This is a genomic window from Kribbella antibiotica (assembly GCF_004349055.1).
In the GTDB taxonomy this organism is placed as follows: domain Bacteria; phylum Actinomycetota; class Actinomycetes; order Propionibacteriales; family Kribbellaceae; genus Kribbella; species Kribbella antibiotica.
Map to the genome: position 1 here is coordinate 19,653 of NZ_SMKX01000077.1, position 18,457 is coordinate 38,109.

Below are 18,457 nucleotides of genomic sequence, written 5' to 3' on the forward strand. Positions count from 1 at the left end.
AGTCCGCCGCAGGCAGGATCAGGCCGATCACTTCTGTCCCTCCGTCACGGGGATCTCCGGCGCCTTGTCGGTAACACCGACGCGCTGCATGGTCGACTCGACCGCGGGTTTGATGATGTCGACGATCGGCTTCGGGAAGATGCCGAGGCCGATGATCAGGACCACCAGCGGAACGATCGCGAGGATCTCCCGCTTGTTCAGGTCCTTCAGCTTCTCGATGCCCTCACGGACCGGTCCGGTCATCGTGCGTTGGTACATCAGCAGGATGTAGAGCGCCGCCAGCACGATGCCGAAGACCGCGATCACCGCGATCACCTTGTGGTTGCTGAACGTCCCGGCGATCACCATGAACTCGGAGATGAACGGCGACAGACCGGGCAGCGCCAGGCTGGACAGACCCGCGAACAGGAACGTTCCGGCCAGCACCGGGGCGACCTTCTCGACCCCGCCGTAGTCGGCGATCCGCGCGGACCCCCGCCGGGAGATCAGGTACCCGGCGACCAGGAACAGCGCCGCGGTCGAGAGACCGTGGTTGAACATGTAGAGCGTCGACCCGGTCAGGCCCTGCGAGGTGAGCGCGAAGATGCCCATCACGATGAAGCCGAAGTGCGAGATCGAGGTGTAGGCGATCAGCCGCTTGATGTCGGTCTGGCCGATCGCCACCAGGGCGCCGTACAGGACCGAGATCAGGGCGAGCACCAGGACCACCGGGGTGGCCCACTTGGAGGCCTCCGGGAACAGACCGAGGCAGAACCGGATCATCCCGAAGGTGCCGATCTTGTCCAGGATGCCGACCAGCAGCACCGAGGTGCCCGGCGTCGCCTCACCGGCGGCGTCCGGCAGCCAGGTGTGGAACGGCACCATCGGCGCCTTCACCGCGAAGGCGAAGAAGAAGCCGAGGAACAGCCACCGCTCCGTGTTCTGGCTGATGTCGAGCTTGATCAGGTCGGTCAGCAGGTACGACGGGTCGCCGGCGCGCGCGGAGAGCACGTACAGGCCGACCACCGAGGCCAGCATGAGCAGACCGCCGAGCAGCGAGTAGAGCAGGAACTTCACCGCGGCGTACGAGCGCTGCGGACCGCCGAAGCCACCGATCAGGAAGTACATCGGGATCAGCGTGGCCTCGAACAGCACGTAGAAGAGGAACACGTCGGTCGCGGAGAAGACCCCGATCGACAGGGCCTCGAGCACCAGGATCCAGGCGAAGAAGGACTTCGACGACCAGCGGCCGCCGTCCGCGTCGTTCCACGAGGCGATGATCACGATCGGCGTCAGCAGCGCGGTGAGCACCACCAAGATGATGCCGACACCGTCGAGACCGAGCGCGTAGTTCGCGCCGAACGCCTTGATCCAGGTGTGCGTCTCGTTGTACTTCTCAGCGCCGTTCTGGTGGTAGCCGACCGCAACGATCGCGGTCAGCACCAGGGTGACGAGGGAGAAGCCGAGCGCTACCTGCTTGGACAGCAGTGCCTTCGCCTTGGGCACCGCCATGGTGCCCAGGGCGCCCACGAGGGGCAGCAGCAGTAAGAGGGTCAGCCAACCGATTTTCACGACAACCTCACCGCGAGGAGGGCGACGACCACGAATGCGGCGCCGAAGACCATGCTGAGTGCGTACGAACGGACGAAGCCCGTCTGGAACCGGCGGAGCCGGCCGGACAGCCCACCGAACAGTGCGGCCAGCCCGTTGACCAGGCCGTCCACGCCGCGGTTGTCCAGCCAGACCAGCGTCCGGGTGAGGTACTGACCCGGACGCATCAGGACTGCCTCGTTCAGAGCGTCACCGAAGAGATCACGCCGGGCGAGGACCGTCAGCGGCGAACCGGCCGGGGCCTCCCGCGGGATGTCCCGACGGTACTTGGCCACCGCGATCACGATGCCGACGGCAACGACCGCGAGGGTGATCGCCGTCATCGCGATCGCCGGCAGCGGCGGGTGCTCTTCCTCGACCCCGACGACCGGCTCGAGCCAGTGCTCGATCCAGTGCCCGGCGAAGTACAGGGCGCCACCACCCAGCGACAGCGCCGCCAGGATGATCAGCGGGATCGTCATCACCTTCGGCGACTCGTGCGGGTGCACGTCGTCGGCCCAGCGCTTCTTGCCCATGAAGGTCATGAGCATCACGCGGGTCATGTAGAACGCCGTGATCCCGGCACCGAGCAGGGCACAGAGACCGATCACCGGGTTGTGCGCGAACGCCGCCTCGATGATCTTGTCCTTGCTGAAGAAGCCCGCGAACGGCGGGATTCCGAGGATCGCCAGGTAGCCGAAGGCGAAGGTCACGAAGGTGATCTTCATCGGGATCCGGAGCGCACCGTAGTGGCGCATGTTCACGTCGTCGTTCATCCCGTGCATGACGGAACCGGCGCCGAGGAACATGTTGGCCTTGAAGAAGCCGTGCGTGATGAGGTGGAAGATCGCGAACACGTACCCGGCCGGGCCGAGACCGGCGGCCAGCATCATGTAGCCGATCTGGCTCATCGTCGAACCGGCGAGCGCCTTCTTGATGTCGTCCTTGGCGGTACCGATGATCGCACCGGCGAGCGCCGTGACCGTACCGACGATGACGACCGCGGTCGAGGCCGTCTCGGACATCTCGAAGATCGCGTGCGAGCGGACTACCAGGTAGACGCCCGCGGTGACCATGGTCGCCGCGTGGATGAGGGCCGACACCGGGGTCGGGCCTTCCATCGCGTCCAGCAGCCAGGACTGCAGCGGCACCTGCGCGGACTTACCGCAGGCAGCCAGCAGCAGCATCAGGCCGACCAGCGTGGCCCACGTGCTCGACATGCCCTCGGCGCCGGCGTTCACCGAGGCGAAGGCCGAGGAGCCGAACAGGCCCCACATGCTCATCACGGCGAGCGAGAGGCCGATGTCACCGACCCGGTTGACCACGAAGGCCTTCTTGGCGGCAACGGCGGCCGAAGTCTTGTGCTGCCAGAACCCGATCAGCAGGTACGACGCCAGACCGACGCCCTCCCAGCCGACGAACACCAGCAGGTAGTCCGCCGCGAGAACCAGCAGCAGCATCGCTGCCACGAACAGGTTCAGGTAGGCGAAGAACCGGCGCCGCCGGACGTCGTGCTCCATGTAGCCGATCGAGTAGATGTGGATCAGCGAACCCACACCGGTGATCAGCAGCACGAACAGGATGGAGAGCGGGTCGATCAGCAGCGTGAAGTCGACCTTCACGTTCCCGACCGTGAACCACTCGAACAGGCGAACCGTCTCGGACCGCTCCTCGTCGTGCAGCCCCTGCATCTGGACGAACAGCAGGACACCGCAGACGAACGAGGCCAGCGACGCCGCGGTGCCCAGCAGGTGACCCCACTTGTTGGTGGCTTTGCCACCAAGCAGCAGGATCGCCGCGGACACCGCCGGAATCGCGACCAGCAGCCACGTCAGCTCATGACTCATCGGTTTCAGACCTCAGTACTTGAGCAGGTTGGCGTCGTCGACCGAAGCCGAACGACGGGTGCGGAAGATGGCCATGATGATCGCCAGGCCGATCACGACCTCGGCCGCAGCCACCACCATCACGAAGAAGGCGGCGATCTGGCCGTCGAGGTTGCCGTGCTGACGGGCGAAGCTGACGAACGCCAGGTTCGCCGCGTTCAGCATCAGCTCGACACACATGAACACGACGATGGCGTTCCGCCGCACCAGCACGCCGAGCGCGCCGATGCTGAACAGGATCGCCGCGAGCACAATGTATGGCTCAGTCGTCACTGTTCTTCTCCTTCGTCACGTGGTCTTCGCCCTCGGTGATCTCGCGGACGGTCTCGATGTCCGCGCGCTCCTCGGCTTCGGGGAACACGGTGCCACGGGCCTGCAGGACGCGCGAAACCGAGGTCGGTGCGATCGACCCGTCGGGCAGCAGCGCCGGGGTGTCGACAGCGTTGTGCCGAGCCAGTACGCCGGGAGTCGGCAGCGGACCAGGGTGGATCCCCTGCTCGGCGTACTTGCGGATCCGCTCCTCGGCGTGGTCACGCTGGGTGCGCTTCTTGGTCAGCCGCTCGCGGTGCGCCAGCATCATCGCGCCGAGGGCTGCGGTGATCAGCAGCGCCGAGGTGACCTCGAAGGCGAACACGTACTTACCGAACAGCAGTTGCGCGATGCCCTTCGGGTTGCCGTCCGGCTGCGCGTCGGCCAGGCCGACCGGGTCGGTGCCGTAGACCGCGTTGCCGACGGCAGCGACGATCAGGACACCGAAGCCGAGGAAGGCCAGGCCCGCCAGCAGTCGCTGACCGCGGATCGTCTCCACCAGCGAATCCGAGGCGTCGACGCCGACGAGCATCAGCACGAACAGGAACAGCATCAGGATCGCGCCGGTGTAGACGATGATCTGTACGGCGAACAGGAACGGTGCGTCCAGGGCGGCGTACTGGATGGACAGGCAGATCATCACCGTGGCCAGCAGCAGCGCCGAGTGCACCGCCTTGCGGACCAGGATCATCGCGATCGCCGCCAGCACCATCACCGGCGCGAGCATCCAGAACGCGACCTGCGGTCCGGTCACCAGGCCGATCATTTGGCGTCACCACCGTCGGCAGGGGCTGCCGCGCCGGTCAGGCCGCGGTAGTAGTCCTTGTCGGTGGCGCCGAGCTGCATCGCGTGCGGCGGCTCCTGCATGCCCGGAAGCATCGGGGCCAGCAGGTCCTTCTTCTCGTAGATCAGCGAGGCACGGCTGGAGTCGGCCAGCTCGTACTCGTTGGTCATCGTGAGCGCCCGGGTCGGGCAGGCCTCGATGCACAGTCCACAGAGAATGCAGCGCAGGTAGTTGATCTGGTAGACGCGGCCGTACCGCTCGCCGGGCGAGAAGCGTCCCGAATCGGCACCGTCGACGTTGTCGCCACCCTCGACGTAGATCGCGTCGGCGGGGCACGCCCAGGCGCACAGCTCGCAGCCGATGCACTTCTCCAGACCGTCCGGCCAGCGGTTCAGCTGGTGCCGGCCGTGGAAGCGCGGTGCGGTCGGCTTCTTCTCGAACGGGTACTCCTCGGTGAACACCTTGCGGAACATCGTCCGGAAGGTGACCCCGAACCCGGCTACCGGGTCCCAGAGAGCTTCTTTGACGCTAGCCACGAGTGCCTTCCTTGCTACGACTGTCTGTCTCGCTCTTGGTGTCGACGATCGGCGGTGGTACCGGGAACCCACCGGCGAAGGCGTCGAAGTCCTTGCCATCGGCAACCTCGGTCACCGGTTCGGTCTTCTTGCCCGGGAACAGCATCGAGATCAGCGCGAGCGCGACCGCGATCCCGGCCGCGACGAGCAGCCAGGTGCGCGGCGTGGAGGCCTCGCGACCGACCGCACGCACGGTGGCGACCAGCAGGATCCAGCCCAGCGAGACCGGGATCAGGATCTTCCAGCCCAGCTTCATGAACTGGTCGTAGCGCAGTCGCGGCAACGTTCCGCGCAACCAGATGTAGAAGAAGATGAAGGCCATCAGCTTGCCGAAGAACCACAGCACCGGCCAGTAACCGGTGTTGGCCCAGTCGAACTGCGAGATCGGCCACGGGGCCTGCCAGCCGCCGAGGAACAGCGTCGTGGCCAGCGCCGAAACGGTCGCCATGTTGATGTACTCGGCCAGGAAGAACATCGCGTACTTGATCGAGGAGTACTCGGTCAGGAAGCCCGCGACCAGCTCGCCCTCGGCCTCGGGCAGGTCGAACGGCGCCCGGTTCGTCTCACCGATCATCGAGACCACGTAGATCACGAACGACGGGAAGAGCAGGAACGCGTACCAGCCGGGGATCGGGATGTCGGCGCCGAACAGGTTCACCGTCTGGTGCTGGCTCTGCGCCGCGACGATGTCCGAGGTGGACATCGAACCGGCGAAGAGGAAGACCGTGACGAGCGCCAGCCCCATGCCGACCTCGTAGGAGATCATCTGGGCGCTGGAGCGCAGACCACCGAGCAGCGAGTACGTCGAGTTGGACGACCAGCCACCGAGGACGATGCCGTAGATGCCGATCGAGGCGATCGCCATCACGTACAGCACCGACACCGGCAGGTCGGTCAGCTGCAACCGCGTGTAGGTGTCGGTGAACGGGATCTTCACCGTCGGCCCGAACGGGATGACGGCGAAGGTCAGGAAGGCCGGTACGGCGGTGAGCACCGGTGCGAGGACGTAGACGAAACGGTCCACGCCCTTCGGCATCAGGTCTTCCTTGAGCATCAGCTTCACACCGTCGGCGAGCGACTGCAGCAGACCGAAGGGTCCGTGCACGTTCGGCCCGACCCGGTGCTGCATCCGCGCGACGACGCGACGCTCGAACCAGATGTTGAACAGTGTCAGGACGACCAGCAGCACGAAGATGATCAGCACCTTGAGGCCGATCACCCACCACGGGTCATGCCCGACGCCCGCGTCCGGGGGCGCGGCCAGCGGAATGTGGATCATGCGTTTCCTCCGGCGATCGTCACGATCGAACCGTGATCAGCGTGCAGCGAACGACGCACGTGCGAGTCGGCCGAGTTGGTCGGCAGCCACACCACGTTGTCGGTCATCGGGGTGATCGCGACCGGGAGCCGGACCGAACCGGCATCGGTGCTGATCACCAGCTCGTCTCCGTCGGCGAGGCCGACGCGGTGCGCGGTGGTGGCCGAGACCCGGGCGACCGGCTTACGCGCGGTCCCGGTCAGGTGCGGCTCGCCGTCGCAGGCGCGGCTGTCGTCGATCAGCATCCGCCAGGTAGCGAGGCGGGTGGAGTCGAACGCACCCAGTGCCGGACCGGCCTGGTACGTCGGCTCCTGCGCGCGATCGCCGTCCCAGCGACCGAGCTCGTCGTACTCACGCTTGGCGCCGGCCGGGGTGGTGAACCCGAGCGCGGTGTCCATCTCCTGGGCCAGTGCGGCCAGGGCGCGGACATCCGGCATCGCGGCCGGCACCTTGAGGACAACCGGGAACGGCCGCTCGCGACCTTCCCAGTTCACGAAGGTGCCGTCCTTCTCCGCCGGCGGAACCACCGGGAAGACGACGTCGGCGTGCTCGGTGACCTGCGAGTTGCGGACCTCGAAGCTGACCACGAACGGCGCGGCAGCGAGCGCAGCAAGCGCGGCGGCCGGGTCCGGCAGGTCGTCGATCTCGACGCCTGCAACGACCAGTGCGCCCAGTGAGGACGCAGACGCGATGATCTCGGTCAGGTCCTTACCCGTTGCCGTCGGCAAGCTCTCGACGCCCCAGGCGGCCTGCAGGTCGACGCGCGCCTGCGGGTCGGAGACCAGGCGGCCACCGGGCAGCAGGCCCGGCAGGCAACCAGCCTCGAGCGCACCGCGGTCACCCGCACGACGCGGGATCCAGGCCAGCTGCGCACCCGTGTTGAGCGCCAGCCGCAGCGCGGCCGAGTAAGCACCCGGAACGCTCGCCAGCCGCTCACCCACGATGATGATCGAGTCCGCGCCGAGCGCAGCCTTCACATCACCGCTCAGGTCGGACAGTACGGCGGCCTCGGTGCCCGGCTCGGCCGGAACGACGATGCCGTTCAGCTTCTGCACCCCGCGCGAGGCGAAGGCAGCAACCGTGAACACCTTGGTGCCGTGGGCCTTGACGGCCTTGCGCAGCCGCAGGAACACCGACGGCGCTTCCTCTTCCGGCTCGAACCCGGCGAACAGCACGGATCCAGCCTTCTCGAGGTCGGCAAACGTCGTACCGAGACCCGTACCGGCCACCGCGGCGGCCAGGAAGTCGGCCTCCTCGGCGGAGTGCGGGCGAGCCCGGAAGTCGATGTCGTTGCTGCCCAGGGCGACGCGGGCGAACTTCGAGTACGCGTAGGCGTCCTCGAGGGTCAACCGGCCACCAGTCAGTACGGCGGCGTTGCCGCGCGCCGCGGTCAGCTTCTCCGCGGTGTAGGTCAGCGCCTCCGGCCACGACGCCGGACGCAGGACGCCGTCCTCACGGATCATCGGGTGGGTCAGCCGGTCACCGGTACTCGCGTAGTTGAACGCGAACCGGTCCTTGTCCGAGATCCACTCCTCGTTGACCTGCGGGTCGTCACCGGCCAGCCGGCGCATCACCTTGCCGCGTCGGTAGTCCACGCGGATCGCGGCACCCGACGCGTCGTGCTCGGCGACCGAAGGCACCGAGACGAGGTCGAACGGCCGCGACCGGAACCGGTACGCCGCGCTGGTCAGCGCGCCCACCGGGCAGATCTGGATGGTGTTGCCGGAGAAGTAGCTCTCGAAGGGCTCCTTCTCGTAGATGCCGACCTGCTGCAGCGCGCCGCGCTCGATCAGCGCGATGAACGGGTCACCGGCGATCTGCTCGGAGAAGCGGGTGCAGCGCGCGCAGAGGATGCAGCGCTCGCGGTCGAGCAGCACCTCGGAGGAGATGTTGATCGGCTTCGGGTAGGTCCGCTTGATCTCGTGGAAGCGGGTCTCGCCCTGGCCGTTCGACATCGCCTGGTTCTGCAGGGGGCACTCGCCGCCCTTGTCGCAGACCGGGCAGTCCAGCGGGTGGTTGATGAGCAGGAATTCCATCTGCCCGTGCTGTGCCTTGTCAGCCACCGGCGAGCTGATCTGCGTGCGAACCACCATGCCGTCGGCGACAGTGATCGTGCAGGAGGCCTGCGGCTTCGGCATTCCGCGGCCGTTACCGGCGTCGGTGATCTCGACCAGGCACTGGCGGCAGGCGCCGACCGGGTCGAGCAGCGGGTGGTCGCAGAACCGCGGGATCTGAACCCCGATCTGCTCCGCGGCGCGGATCAGCAGGGTGTTCTTCGGAACCTTGACCTCGATGTCGTCGATGGTGACGGTGATGAGATCGGTCCGCTCCACCTCCGCGCCGGCCGGTGGGTTCGCTTGGATCGTCATGCGCTAGCTCCAGCGGTCGCGAAGACAGTGCTTGCCATCGGGTCGAACGGACAGCCGCCGTGCTCGAAGTGCGCCAGGTACTCGTCCTTGAAGTGCTGGATCGAGCTGCTGATCGGCGCGGTCGCACCGTCGGCCAGGGCGCAGAACGAGCGGCCGGTGATGTTCTCGCAGAGGTCGAGCAGCGTGGCCAGGTCGGCCTCGGTGCCCTTGCCGTGCTCAAGGCGCTCGAGGATCTGCACCAGCCACCACGTGCCTTCACGGCACGGGGTGCACTTGCCACAGGACTCGTGCTTGTAGAACTCGGTCCAGCGCAGAACAGCGCGGACGACGCAGGTCGTCTCGTCGAAGATCTGCAGCGCCTTCGTGCCCAGCATCGAACCGACCGAGCCGACACCTTCGTAGTCGAGCGGTACGTCGAGGTGCTCGGCGGTCAGCAGCGGCGTCGAGGAACCACCCGGCGTCCAGAACTTCAGCTCGTGGCCCTCGCGGACCCCGCCGGCCAGGTCGATCAGCTGCCGCAGCGTGATGCCCATCGGCGCCTCGTACTGCCCCGGACGGGTGACGTGTCCGGAGAGCGAGTACAGCGTCATGCCCTTGGACTTCTCGGTGCCCATCGAGGAGAACCAGTCCGCGCCGTTCTTGATGATGGCGGGAACAGACGCGATCGACTCGACGTTGTTGATCACTGTCGGGCAGCCGTACAGACCGGCGACAGCCGGGAACGGAGGACGGAGCCGAGGTTGACCGCGACGACCCTCGAGCGAGTCGAGCAGGGCCGTCTCCTCGCCACAGATGTACGCGCCGGCGCCGGCGTGCACGACGACGTCCAGGTCGTAGCCGGTGCCGAGGATGTTGGTGCCGATGAAACCGGCGTCCTTCGCCTCTTGCACGGCCTGCTGCAGCCGGCGGATCACGTGCAGAACTTCACCGCGGACGTAGATGAACGCGACGCTCGCGCGGATCGCGTAGGACGAGATGATGACGCCCTCGACCAGCGTGTGCGGCGAGGCCATCATCAGCGGGATGTCCTTGCAGGTGCCCGGCTCGGACTCGTCGGCGTTCACCACGAGGTACTTGGGCTTGGGGTTGTCCTGCGGGATGAAGGACCACTTCATCCCAGTGGGGAAGCCCGCGCCACCACGACCGCGCAGACCGGAGTCCTTGACGGCGGTGACCACGTCGGCCGGCTGCATCGCCAGCGCCGTACGGAGGGCGTCGTACCCACCGGTGCGCTGGTACGACGAGAGCTGCCACGCGTTGATCTGGTCCCAGTTGTCGGACAGTACCGGGGTCAGCATGGTCAGTCCTCCTTCCGCGAATCGTTGCCGTTGACCGCTTGGGATTCCTTGCCAGGCTGGTCGGACGGACGCGGACCGGCCGCGGCCTCCGGGGAGACCGTGGACTCGGCAGCCGCGGCGGCGTTGCTGCTACCAGCGGCGCCGTTCGGTGCCGTCCAGTTGCGCTCGCGGGCCAGCCGGAGGCCGGCCAGCGAAGCCTTGCCACCGGTCGGGCCCTCGTCGGCGCGGCCGTCGGGGAAGCCCGCCAGCACGCGCTCCGCCTCGCGCCAGCTGCAGATGGTGGCGCCGCGCGGCGACTTCACCTCGGTGCCCTCGCGCAGGTCGTCCACCAGCTGGGTGGCCGACTGCGGCGTCATGTCGTCGAAGAACTCCCAGTTCACCGTCACCACGGGTGCGTAGTCGCAGGCCGCGTTGCACTCGATGTGCTCGAGGGTGATCTTGCCGTCCTCGGTGGTCTCGTCGTTCCCGACGTCGAGGTGGCTCTTCAGCCGCTCGAAGATCAGGTCGCCGCCCATCACCGCGCACAGCGTGTTGGTGCAGACCCCGACGTGGTACTCGCCGACCGGCCGGCGCTTGTACATCGTGTAGAAGGTCGCCACCGCGGAGACCTCGGCGCCGGTCAGCCCGAGCACGTCGGCGCAGGCCTCGATGCCCTCCGGGGTGACCCGGCCCTCGACCGACTGCACCAGGTGCAGCATCGGGAGCAGTGCAGAACGGCCGACCGGGTACCGGGCAGCCAGTTCGCGCATCTCCGCGATCGTCGTCTCGGTGATCGCGGAGTCACCGGTGCTGTAGGGCACCGGGACGTTGGTCGCAGTCGCGTGATCGTTGGCCACTATCGATCCACTCCACCCATTACCGGGTCAAGGCTGGCGACGGCGACGATCACGTCGGCCACCTGGGAGCCCTCACACATGATCGGCATCGCCTGCAGGTTTGCGAAGGACGGGTCACGGAAGTGCACCCGGTACGGCTTGGTGCCGCCGTCGGAGACGACATGGCAGCCCATCTCGCCGCGCGGCGACTCGATCGCCACGTAGGCCTGACCGGCCGGCACCCGGAACCCTTCGGTCACGAGCTTGAAGTGATGGATCAGTGCTTCCATCGACTCGCCCATGATGTGCTTGATGTGGTCGAGCGAGTTGCCCATCCCGTCGCTGCCGACGGCGAGCTGGCTCGGCCAGCCGATCTTCTTGTCGGCCACCATCACCGGGTCGCCGTCCATCTTCTCGAGCCGGTCGGCGCACTGCGAGATGATCTTCAGCGACTCCCACATCTCCTGCAGCCGGACGCGGAAGCGGCCGTACGAGTCCGAGCTGTCCCAGGTCGGGACATCGAAGTCGTAGGTCTCGTAACCGCAGTACGGCTGGGTCTTGCGCAGGTCCAGCGCGTAGCCGGTCGAGCGCACGGTCGGGCCGGAGATGCCCAGCGCCATGCAGCCGGCCAGGTCCAGGTAGCCGACGTCCTGCAGCCGCGCCTTGAAGATCGGGTTGGCGTTGCAGAGCTCGGCGTACTCCGGGAGGTGCTTGTTCATCCAGGTGATGTACTCGCGGATCTTGTCCAGGGCACCCGGGGGCAGATCCTGGGCGACACCGCCGGGCCGGATGAACGCGTGGTTCATCCGCAGGCCGGTGATCAGCTCGAACAGGTCCAGCGTCATCTCGCGCTCGCGGAACCCGATCGTCATCACGGTCAGCGCGCCGATCTCCATGCCGCCGGTCGCGATACAGACCAGGTGGCTGGAGATCCGGTTGAGCTCCATCAGGAGCACCCGCATCACGTTGGCCTTCTCGGGGATCTGGTCCTCGATGCCGAGCAGCTTCTCGACCGCCAGGCAGTACGCGGTCTCGTTGTAGAACGGCGAGAGGTAGTCCATCCGGGTCACGAAGGTCACGCCCTGGACCCAGGAACGGAACTCCATGTTCTTCTCGATGCCGGTGTGCAGGTAGCCGATGCCACAGCGGGCCTCGGTGACCGTCTCACCGTCGAGCTCGAGAATCAGCCGCAGTACGCCGTGCGTCGACGGGTGCTGCGGTCCCATGTTGACGACGATGCGCTCTTCGGGCTCGTCACCGAGGCCGGCGACGACCGAGTCCCAGTCCTGACCGGTGACGGTGAAGACCTTGCCCTCGGTGGTGTCGCGAGTCGACGCAGGCGCGGCGTAGGGGTCTGTGGTTGTCATCAGTTGTACGACCTCCGCGTGTCGGGCGGCGGGATGACGGCGCCCTTGTACTCGACGTCGATGCCGCCGAGCGGGTAGTCCTTGCGCTGCGGGTGCCCCGGCCAGTCGTCGGGCATCTGGATCCGGGTCAGTGCCGGGTGCCCGTCGAAGATGATGCCGAAGAAGTCCCAGGTCTCACGCTCGTGCCAGTCGTTGGCCGGGTAGACCGAGACCACCGACGGGATGTGCCGGTCGCTGTCCGGGCAGGACACCTCGAGCCGGATCCGCCGGTTGTGGGTGATCGAGAACAGGTGGTAGACCGCGTGCAGCTCGCGACCGGTCTCCTGCGGGTAGTGCACGCCGCTGACACCGGAGCAGAACTCGAAGCGCAGGGCCTCGTCGTCGCGCAGGTTCTGGCAGACCGCGACCAGGTGCTCGCGGGCCACGTGCAGCGTGAGCTCGTCGCGCTCGACGACGACCTTCTCGATCGCGTCACCGCCGACCAGACCCTCGAGGCGCTCGGCGGCGCCGTCGAACCAGGAGCCGTACGGCTTCGGCGTACCGCCGGGGAGTGCGACCTGGCGGCGCAGGCCGCCGAAGCCGGAGGTGTCACCAGTACCCCGGACGCCGAACATGCCTTCGCGCTGGTCGATCACCTCAGGACCGGGCGTCTGCGCGTCGCTACCGGACGCCGTCGCCGGAAGGTTCTCCGGCTGCGTGTCACTCATCGAAGGAGACCCTTCATCTCAAGCGTCGGAGCGGCCGTCAGTGCCGCGGTCTCCTGCTCAGCCTCCAGCGCCTTCTTGTGGGCGCCGAGCTTGCTGTGCTGGATCTGGTCGTGAATCTTCAGGAAGGCGTCCAGCAGCATCTCCGGCCGCGGCGGGCAGCCGGGCAGGTACATGTCCACCGGGACGATGTGGTCGACACCCTGGACGACGGCGTAGTTGTTGAACATGCCGCCCGACGAGGCGCAGACACCCATCGCCAGGACCCACTTCGGGCCTGCCATCTGGTCGTAGATCTGGCGCAGTACCGGGGCCATCTTCTGGCTCACCCGGCCGGCCACGATCATCAGGTCGGCCTGGCGCGGCGAGGCGCGGAAGACCTCCATGCCGAAGCGGGCGGCGTCGTACCGCGGCGCGCCCGTCGTCATCATCTCGATCGCGCAGCAGGCGAGCCCGAAGGTTGCCGGCCACAACGACGCCTTGCGCATGTAGCCGAGCAGTCCTTCGACGGTGCCCAGCAGTACGCCGGCCGGAAGCTGTTCTTCTAGACCCATATCAGTCCCACTCCAGTCCACCGCGACGCCATACATAGGAGTACGCGATGAAGACGGTGACGATGAAGATGACCATCTCGATCAGCCCGAACAGCGCCATCTGGTCGAAGGCCACCGCCCACGGGTAGAGGAAGACGATCTCGATGTCGAACACGATGAACAGCATCGCGGTGATGTAGTACTTCACCGGGAAGCGGCCACCACCGACCGGCTGCGGAGTGGGCTCGATGCCGCACTCGTACGAGTCGAGCTTGGCCCGGTTGTAACGCTTCGGGCCGACCAGGGCGCTCGTGGCGATGCTGCCCAAGACGAAGAGCGCCGCGAGCACTCCGAGAGCGAGGATCGGTACGTAGGGGTGCACGCTCTGGGCTCCTTCCTTACAGCCGGTGGTCTGTGTTTGTTCGGTTCAATTCAGCCAGCACTGTGTTATCAGTACCGGAGTGACTCAGCTCACTCGCCCCGCCGATCAGGCCGACGGTGCAATCTTGGTGAGCCCGTTGATGAGCTTGTCCATCACGTCGCCGTCGCGCGGGTCGGTGAGGTTGGCAAGCAACTTCAGGGTGAACTTCATCAAGGTGGTGCGCGGCAGACCGTACTTGGTGCAGAGCCGCATCACATCCGGGTTTCCGATCAGCTTCACGAAGACCCGGCCGAGCGAGTAGTAGCCGCCCCACTCCTGCTTCAGCGCCTTCGGGTAGGCCGACAGCGCACGCTCACGCTGGTTCGGCTGCCGGTGCAGCGCCTGGGCGGCGACCTCGGCGGCGAACATCCCCGACTCCATCGCGTACGGGATGCCCTCGCCGTTGAACGGGTTGACCATGCCGCCGGCGTCGCCGAGCAGCATCAGGCCGCGGGTGTAGTGCGGCTGCCGATTGAAGCCCATCGGCAGCGCCGCCCCGCGGATCGGGATGGTCTGGAACTCGTCGCGGAACTGCCACTCCTCCGGCGTGTTCTTCAGCCACGCCTTCAGCAGGTCGCCGTAGTCGACCTTGCCGAAGGCATCGGAGGTGTTCAGGATGCCGAGCCCGACGTTCACCGTGCCGTCGCCCATGCCGAAGATCCAGCCGTAGCCGGGCAGCAGCAGCTTCTGGTCCGGCTGCTTGGGGTCGTCGGCCCACAGCTCGAGCCAGGACTCCAGGTAGTCGTCGTCGTGCCGCGGGCTGGTGAAGTACGTCCGTACGGCGACGCCCATCGGCCGGTCGTCGCGCTTGTGCAGGCCCATCCCGATGCTCAGCCGCGACGAGTTGCCGTCGGCCGCCATCACCAGGGGCGCCCGGAACTCGATGTCGGCACCGGAGCGGCGGCCGTTGTCGTCGACCGGCTTCGCGGTGACGCCGACGATGAAACCCTTGTCGTCGAGGATCGGGCCGGTGACGTTGGTCCGCTCGCGCAGCTGCGCGCCGGCCTTGACCGCCTGCTGCGCGAGCAGGTCGTCGAAGTCCATCCGGTTCCGGGTCAGGCCGTAGTTCGGGTGACTGGCCAGATCCGGCCAGTCCAGCTGCAACTGGTGCCCGGCGCCCCGGATGCGCAGACCGTAGTTGCGGATCCAGCCGGCCTCTTCGGAGATGTCGATGCCCATGTTGATGAGCTGCTTGGTCCCGCGCGGGGTGAGCCCGTCACCGCAGACCTTCTCCCGCGGGAACGCGGTCTTCTCCAGCAGCAAGACGTCGAGACCGGCGTTCGCCAGGTGGTACGCCGCCGACGAACCTGCTGGTCCTGCGCCGACGACAATCACGTCCGCGGTCTCGGCCTGGGGCCCTGCCGACACGTCCTGGCTCATCTCATCCCGACCTGAAGTTGGGGGCTGCATGGCTCGTGAAGGGATTCACTAAGCCTGGTCATCCGACAGTCTAGGACTGCCTGACGCGGACACGAAACTCGCCCCAACCCCCTTGCAGACAAGCAAATTACGCGCTGTTTTCGTTGCGTAATTAGACCGGCTTCACAGCCCGGTGAATGGCGACCAGACCACCGGTCAGATTGGCCCAGTGCACCCGGGTCCAGCCCGCGGCCTCGATAGTCCGGGCCAGCGGTTCCTGCGGCAGCCACGCGCGGGTCGACTCAGCCAGGTATTCGTACGCCTCGGGGTTGCTCGACACGACCTTCGCCACCGCCGGTACGGCGCGCATCATGTACTCGAGGTAGACGACGCGGAACGGCTTCCAGGTCGGGTGCGACTGCTCGAGGATGATGAGCCGGCCGCCGGGCCTGGTCACCCGGAGCATCTCCTGCAGCGCGACCGTCACGTCGTTCACGTTCCGCAGCGCCCACGAAATGGTCACCACGTCGAACGTGCCGTCCGCGAACGGCAGCCGCAGCGCGTCCCCCGCGATCAGATCCAGCTCGGGGTGGTTCCGCTTGCCGACCCGCAGCATCCCGACCGAGAAGTCGCACGACACCACCTCGGCCCCGGCCTCGCGCAACTTGACACTCGACGCACCGGTCCCGGCCGCCAGATCGAGGATCTTCATCCCCTTCCGCGGCGCGATCTCAGCCAGCGTCGCCGGCCGCCAGACCAGCTTCTCCAGCCCCATCGTCGCCACCGCGTTCGTGCGGTCGTACCCCTCCGCCACATTGTCGAACATGGCGGCGACAGCATGCGGGTCCTTGCTCAGGTCTGCGCGGGTCACCTGTCTAGTTGATCACGGCTGCGACAGGCGCTGAAATTCGCTGGTCATCGGACGGTCGTACGCTTTGATCTCGTGGGTGCATTAGCGGCCGTCGTGATCCGGGGCCTGAGCGCTAGCGAGGAGTGGTGCAGTGAGTCTGTCTGACCCGGTCCGATCCGGTCGTGTGGTCGCGCCGCATCTGGTGGTGCGCAGCCAGCCGGTCGAGGGTGTGGCGGCACAACTGCTCGATCACTTGCCGGCCGAGGGCGGGCTGAGCTGGGTCCGCCGTGGCGACGGTCACATCGGCTGGGGTGTCGCGGCCCGCCTCGACGTTGCCGGTGGCAACCGCTTTCAGGACGCGATGCTGTGGTGGCAGGAGCTGGTCGGTGCCGCCGTCGTACGCGACGAAATCGGCGTACCAGGCTCCGGACTGGTCTGCTTCGGATCTTTCGGTTTCACCGACTCCGATCCGGGTGAGCTGGTCGTCCCCGAGGTGATCGTCGGCCGCCGTGGCGGCACCACCTGGGTGACCACCATCTCCCCCGCGAGTTCGCTCGCCGGACCTCCCGATCTGGTCACACACGAGGCCTCCCCCGTGCACGACGTCACGTTCTCCGACGGAGCGCGGTCGGGGACGGACTGGTCGAGCATCGTGGCCGACGCCATCAAGCGGATCACCGCCGGTGAGCTCGACAAGGTGGTGCTCGCTCGCGACCTGATCGCGATCGCCGAGCAGCCGATCGACCTGCGCTGGCCGCTGCGCCGCCTGGCAGCGGCGTACCCGAACTGCTGGACGTTCTCCGTCGACGGGCTGATCGGTGCAACTCCCGAGCTGCTGGTACGGCGGGAGAAGGGCCTGATCACGTCTCGCGTGCTGGCCGGAACGATTCGTCGTACCGGTGATGACGCGCACGACCTCGCCTTGGCCGCGTCACTCGCGCGCTCGTCGAAGGACCTCGAGGAGCATGAGTTCGCCGTACGGTCGGTGGCTGATGCTTTGAAGCCGCACTGCAAGTCGATGAACGTTCCCGAGACCCCGTTCGTGCTGCACCTGCCGAACGTGATGCACCTCGCCACCGATGTCGCCGGAGTCGCCAACAACGGCGCATCCGCCCTTGGCCTGGCCGCCGCACTACACCCGTCCGCCGCAGTCTGCGGTACGCCGACGGACGTGGCGCGCGACCTGATCGGCGAGATCGAGGGCATGGAGCGCGGACGCTTCAGCGGACCCGTCGGCTGGATGGACGCAGCCGGCGACGGCGAGTGGTGCATCGCGCTCCGCTGCGGCCAGGCCGACCCCCACGACGCCCGCCGCATCCGCCTCTTCGCAGGCGCCGGCATCGTCGCCGGCTCCGACCCCACCGCTGAGCTGGCTGAAACCAACGCCAAGCTGGTGCCCATGCGCGACGCCCTCGGCGACTAGGTTTCTTCGCGCGGTAGCTTGGTTTTCGAGTGCCGGGGCGGTTCCGGTGGGCAGGTATTGAGGAGACTGATGAAGCTCACGAAGTTTGCGCACGCTTGTGTCCGGCTCGAGAAGGACGGCAAGACGCTGCTCGTCGACCCGGGGTCGTTCAGCGAGGACGCCGTGTTCGAGCGCGCTGACGCCGTACTGGTCACGCACGAGCACCAGGACCATCTCGACATCGAGCGCGTGAAGGCTCTGAACGTTGCCGTCTACACCAACGCCGGTGTCGCCGCGCAGCTCACCGAGCTCGGCGACCTGGTGCATGTCGTCGAAGGTGGCCAGTCCTTCGACGCGGCCGGTTTCGCTGTCAGCGCCTACGGCAAGGACCACGCCGTGATCCTGCCCGAGTGGGGCGTCCCCTGCGCGAACATCGGCTTCCTGATCGACGACGCCGTCTACCACCCCGGCGACTCCTTCACCCAGCCCGACCGCGCCGTCCACACCAACCTGGTCCCGATCTCCGGCCCCTGGTTCGCGCTGCCGCCCGCCGTCGACTACGCCCGCGCCGTCAAGGCCGAGCAGCTCGTCGGCATCCACGACGGCCTGCTCTCCGAAATCGGCCTAGGCATGATGCCCCGCTTCCTCAACTCCGAAGAGCGCCCGTACCAGAAACTAGCCCCCGGCGACTCCCTCGAAATCGCCTGATCACCCCCGCACCTCTCAGGGTCAACCCCAAGGCCGGTTAGTTAAGGCGGTTTGGGGTGGTGTCGGGGAGGTTGATGGTGATGGTGGCTTTGTAGGTGGTGCGGTCGAGTTTTGCTTGTTTGGCGGGGTATTTCGATTGTGCGCGTTTGACTGCGCGGGGGCTGATGCGGGTTCGGCGTGGTGGTAGGAG

At 67.0% G+C, this 18,457-nt stretch carries 17 protein-coding genes; 2 read left to right on the forward strand and 15 right to left on the reverse strand.

What is annotated here, in order from left to right:
- Positions 1-27: 27 nt before the first annotated feature.
- The 15 genes from E1263_RS24220 to E1263_RS24290 form a co-directional block, all read right to left on the reverse strand.
- Complete coding sequence (locus E1263_RS24220) at positions 28-1,551, reverse strand: NADH-quinone oxidoreductase subunit M (RefSeq protein WP_132171170.1); 1,524 nt, start codon at positions 1,549-1,551, stop codon at positions 28-30.
- Positions 1,548-3,416 (reverse strand): NADH-quinone oxidoreductase subunit L, encoded by a 1,869-nt coding sequence (gene nuoL / locus E1263_RS24225; protein ID WP_132171172.1) that lies wholly within the window; start codon positions 3,414-3,416, stop codon positions 1,548-1,550. Before nuoL ends, E1263_RS24220 begins: the two co-directional genes overlap by 4 nt.
- A gap of 12 nt (positions 3,417-3,428) precedes the next feature.
- Positions 3,429-3,728 carry an NADH-quinone oxidoreductase subunit NuoK gene (nuoK, locus tag E1263_RS24230; protein WP_132171174.1) on the reverse strand — a complete coding sequence of 100 codons (300 nt, stop codon included), beginning with the start codon at positions 3,726-3,728 and terminating at the stop codon, positions 3,429-3,431.
- Positions 3,718-4,530, reverse strand: a complete 813-nt coding sequence (locus E1263_RS24235) for an NADH-quinone oxidoreductase subunit J (RefSeq protein WP_132171176.1) — start codon at positions 4,528-4,530, stop codon at positions 3,718-3,720. The genes nuoK and E1263_RS24235 overlap by 11 nt, the downstream gene beginning before the upstream one ends.
- Positions 4,527-5,084 (reverse strand): NADH-quinone oxidoreductase subunit NuoI, encoded by a 558-nt coding sequence (nuoI, locus tag E1263_RS24240; protein WP_132171178.1) that lies wholly within the window; start codon positions 5,082-5,084, stop codon positions 4,527-4,529. Before nuoI ends, E1263_RS24235 begins: the two co-directional genes overlap by 4 nt.
- Positions 5,077-6,402 (reverse strand): NADH-quinone oxidoreductase subunit NuoH, encoded by a 1,326-nt coding sequence (gene nuoH / locus E1263_RS24245; RefSeq protein WP_132171180.1) that lies wholly within the window; start codon positions 6,400-6,402, stop codon positions 5,077-5,079. Before nuoH ends, nuoI begins: the two co-directional genes overlap by 8 nt.
- Positions 6,399-8,810, reverse strand: coding sequence for an NADH-quinone oxidoreductase subunit G (locus tag E1263_RS24250; RefSeq protein ID WP_132171182.1), 2,412 nt, complete (start codon positions 8,808-8,810; stop codon positions 6,399-6,401). The genes nuoH and E1263_RS24250 overlap by 4 nt, the downstream gene beginning before the upstream one ends.
- Positions 8,807-10,108 carry an NADH-quinone oxidoreductase subunit NuoF gene (gene nuoF / locus E1263_RS24255; RefSeq protein WP_132171184.1) on the reverse strand — a complete coding sequence of 434 codons (1,302 nt, stop codon included), beginning with the start codon at positions 10,106-10,108 and terminating at the stop codon, positions 8,807-8,809. The genes E1263_RS24250 and nuoF overlap by 4 nt, the downstream gene beginning before the upstream one ends.
- Before the next feature lie 2 nt (positions 10,109-10,110).
- Positions 10,111-10,944, reverse strand: coding sequence for an NADH-quinone oxidoreductase subunit NuoE (gene nuoE / locus E1263_RS24260; protein ID WP_132171186.1), 834 nt, complete (start codon positions 10,942-10,944; stop codon positions 10,111-10,113).
- On the reverse strand, positions 10,944-12,290 hold the full coding sequence (locus tag E1263_RS24265; protein ID WP_132171188.1) for an NADH-quinone oxidoreductase subunit D: 1,347 nt from the start codon (positions 12,288-12,290) through the stop codon (positions 10,944-10,946). The genes nuoE and E1263_RS24265 overlap by 1 nt, the downstream gene beginning before the upstream one ends.
- Positions 12,290-12,997 (reverse strand): NADH-quinone oxidoreductase subunit C, encoded by a 708-nt coding sequence (locus E1263_RS24270; protein WP_132171190.1) that lies wholly within the window; start codon positions 12,995-12,997, stop codon positions 12,290-12,292. Before E1263_RS24270 ends, E1263_RS24265 begins: the two co-directional genes overlap by 1 nt.
- Positions 12,994-13,548: a NuoB/complex I 20 kDa subunit family protein gene (locus tag E1263_RS24275; protein WP_132171192.1), complete on the reverse strand. Its 555-nt coding sequence runs from the start codon at positions 13,546-13,548 to the stop codon at positions 12,994-12,996. Before E1263_RS24275 ends, E1263_RS24270 begins: the two co-directional genes overlap by 4 nt.
- Before the next feature lies 1 nt (position 13,549).
- Positions 13,550-13,909, reverse strand: coding sequence for an NADH-quinone oxidoreductase subunit A (locus E1263_RS24280; RefSeq protein WP_132171194.1), 360 nt, complete (start codon positions 13,907-13,909; stop codon positions 13,550-13,552).
- Positions 13,910-14,014: 105 nt separating this feature from the next.
- Positions 14,015-15,328 carry a geranylgeranyl reductase family protein gene (locus tag E1263_RS24285; RefSeq protein WP_132171196.1) on the reverse strand — a complete coding sequence of 438 codons (1,314 nt, stop codon included), beginning with the start codon at positions 15,326-15,328 and terminating at the stop codon, positions 14,015-14,017.
- Positions 15,329-15,479: 151 nt separating this feature from the next.
- Positions 15,480-16,178, reverse strand: a complete 699-nt coding sequence (locus E1263_RS24290; RefSeq protein WP_132171198.1) for a demethylmenaquinone methyltransferase — start codon at positions 16,176-16,178, stop codon at positions 15,480-15,482.
- A gap of 130 nt (positions 16,179-16,308) precedes the next feature.
- Between E1263_RS24290 and E1263_RS24295 the strand changes: the two genes are divergently transcribed.
- Positions 16,309-17,580, forward strand: a complete 1,272-nt coding sequence (locus E1263_RS24295) for an isochorismate synthase (RefSeq protein ID WP_132171200.1) — start codon at positions 16,309-16,311, stop codon at positions 17,578-17,580.
- A gap of 69 nt (positions 17,581-17,649) precedes the next feature.
- A complete protein-coding gene (locus E1263_RS24300; RefSeq protein WP_132171202.1) occupies positions 17,650-18,267 on the forward strand; it encodes an MBL fold metallo-hydrolase in 618 nt (205 codons plus the stop codon).
- The last annotated feature ends 190 nt before the right edge of the window (positions 18,268-18,457 follow it).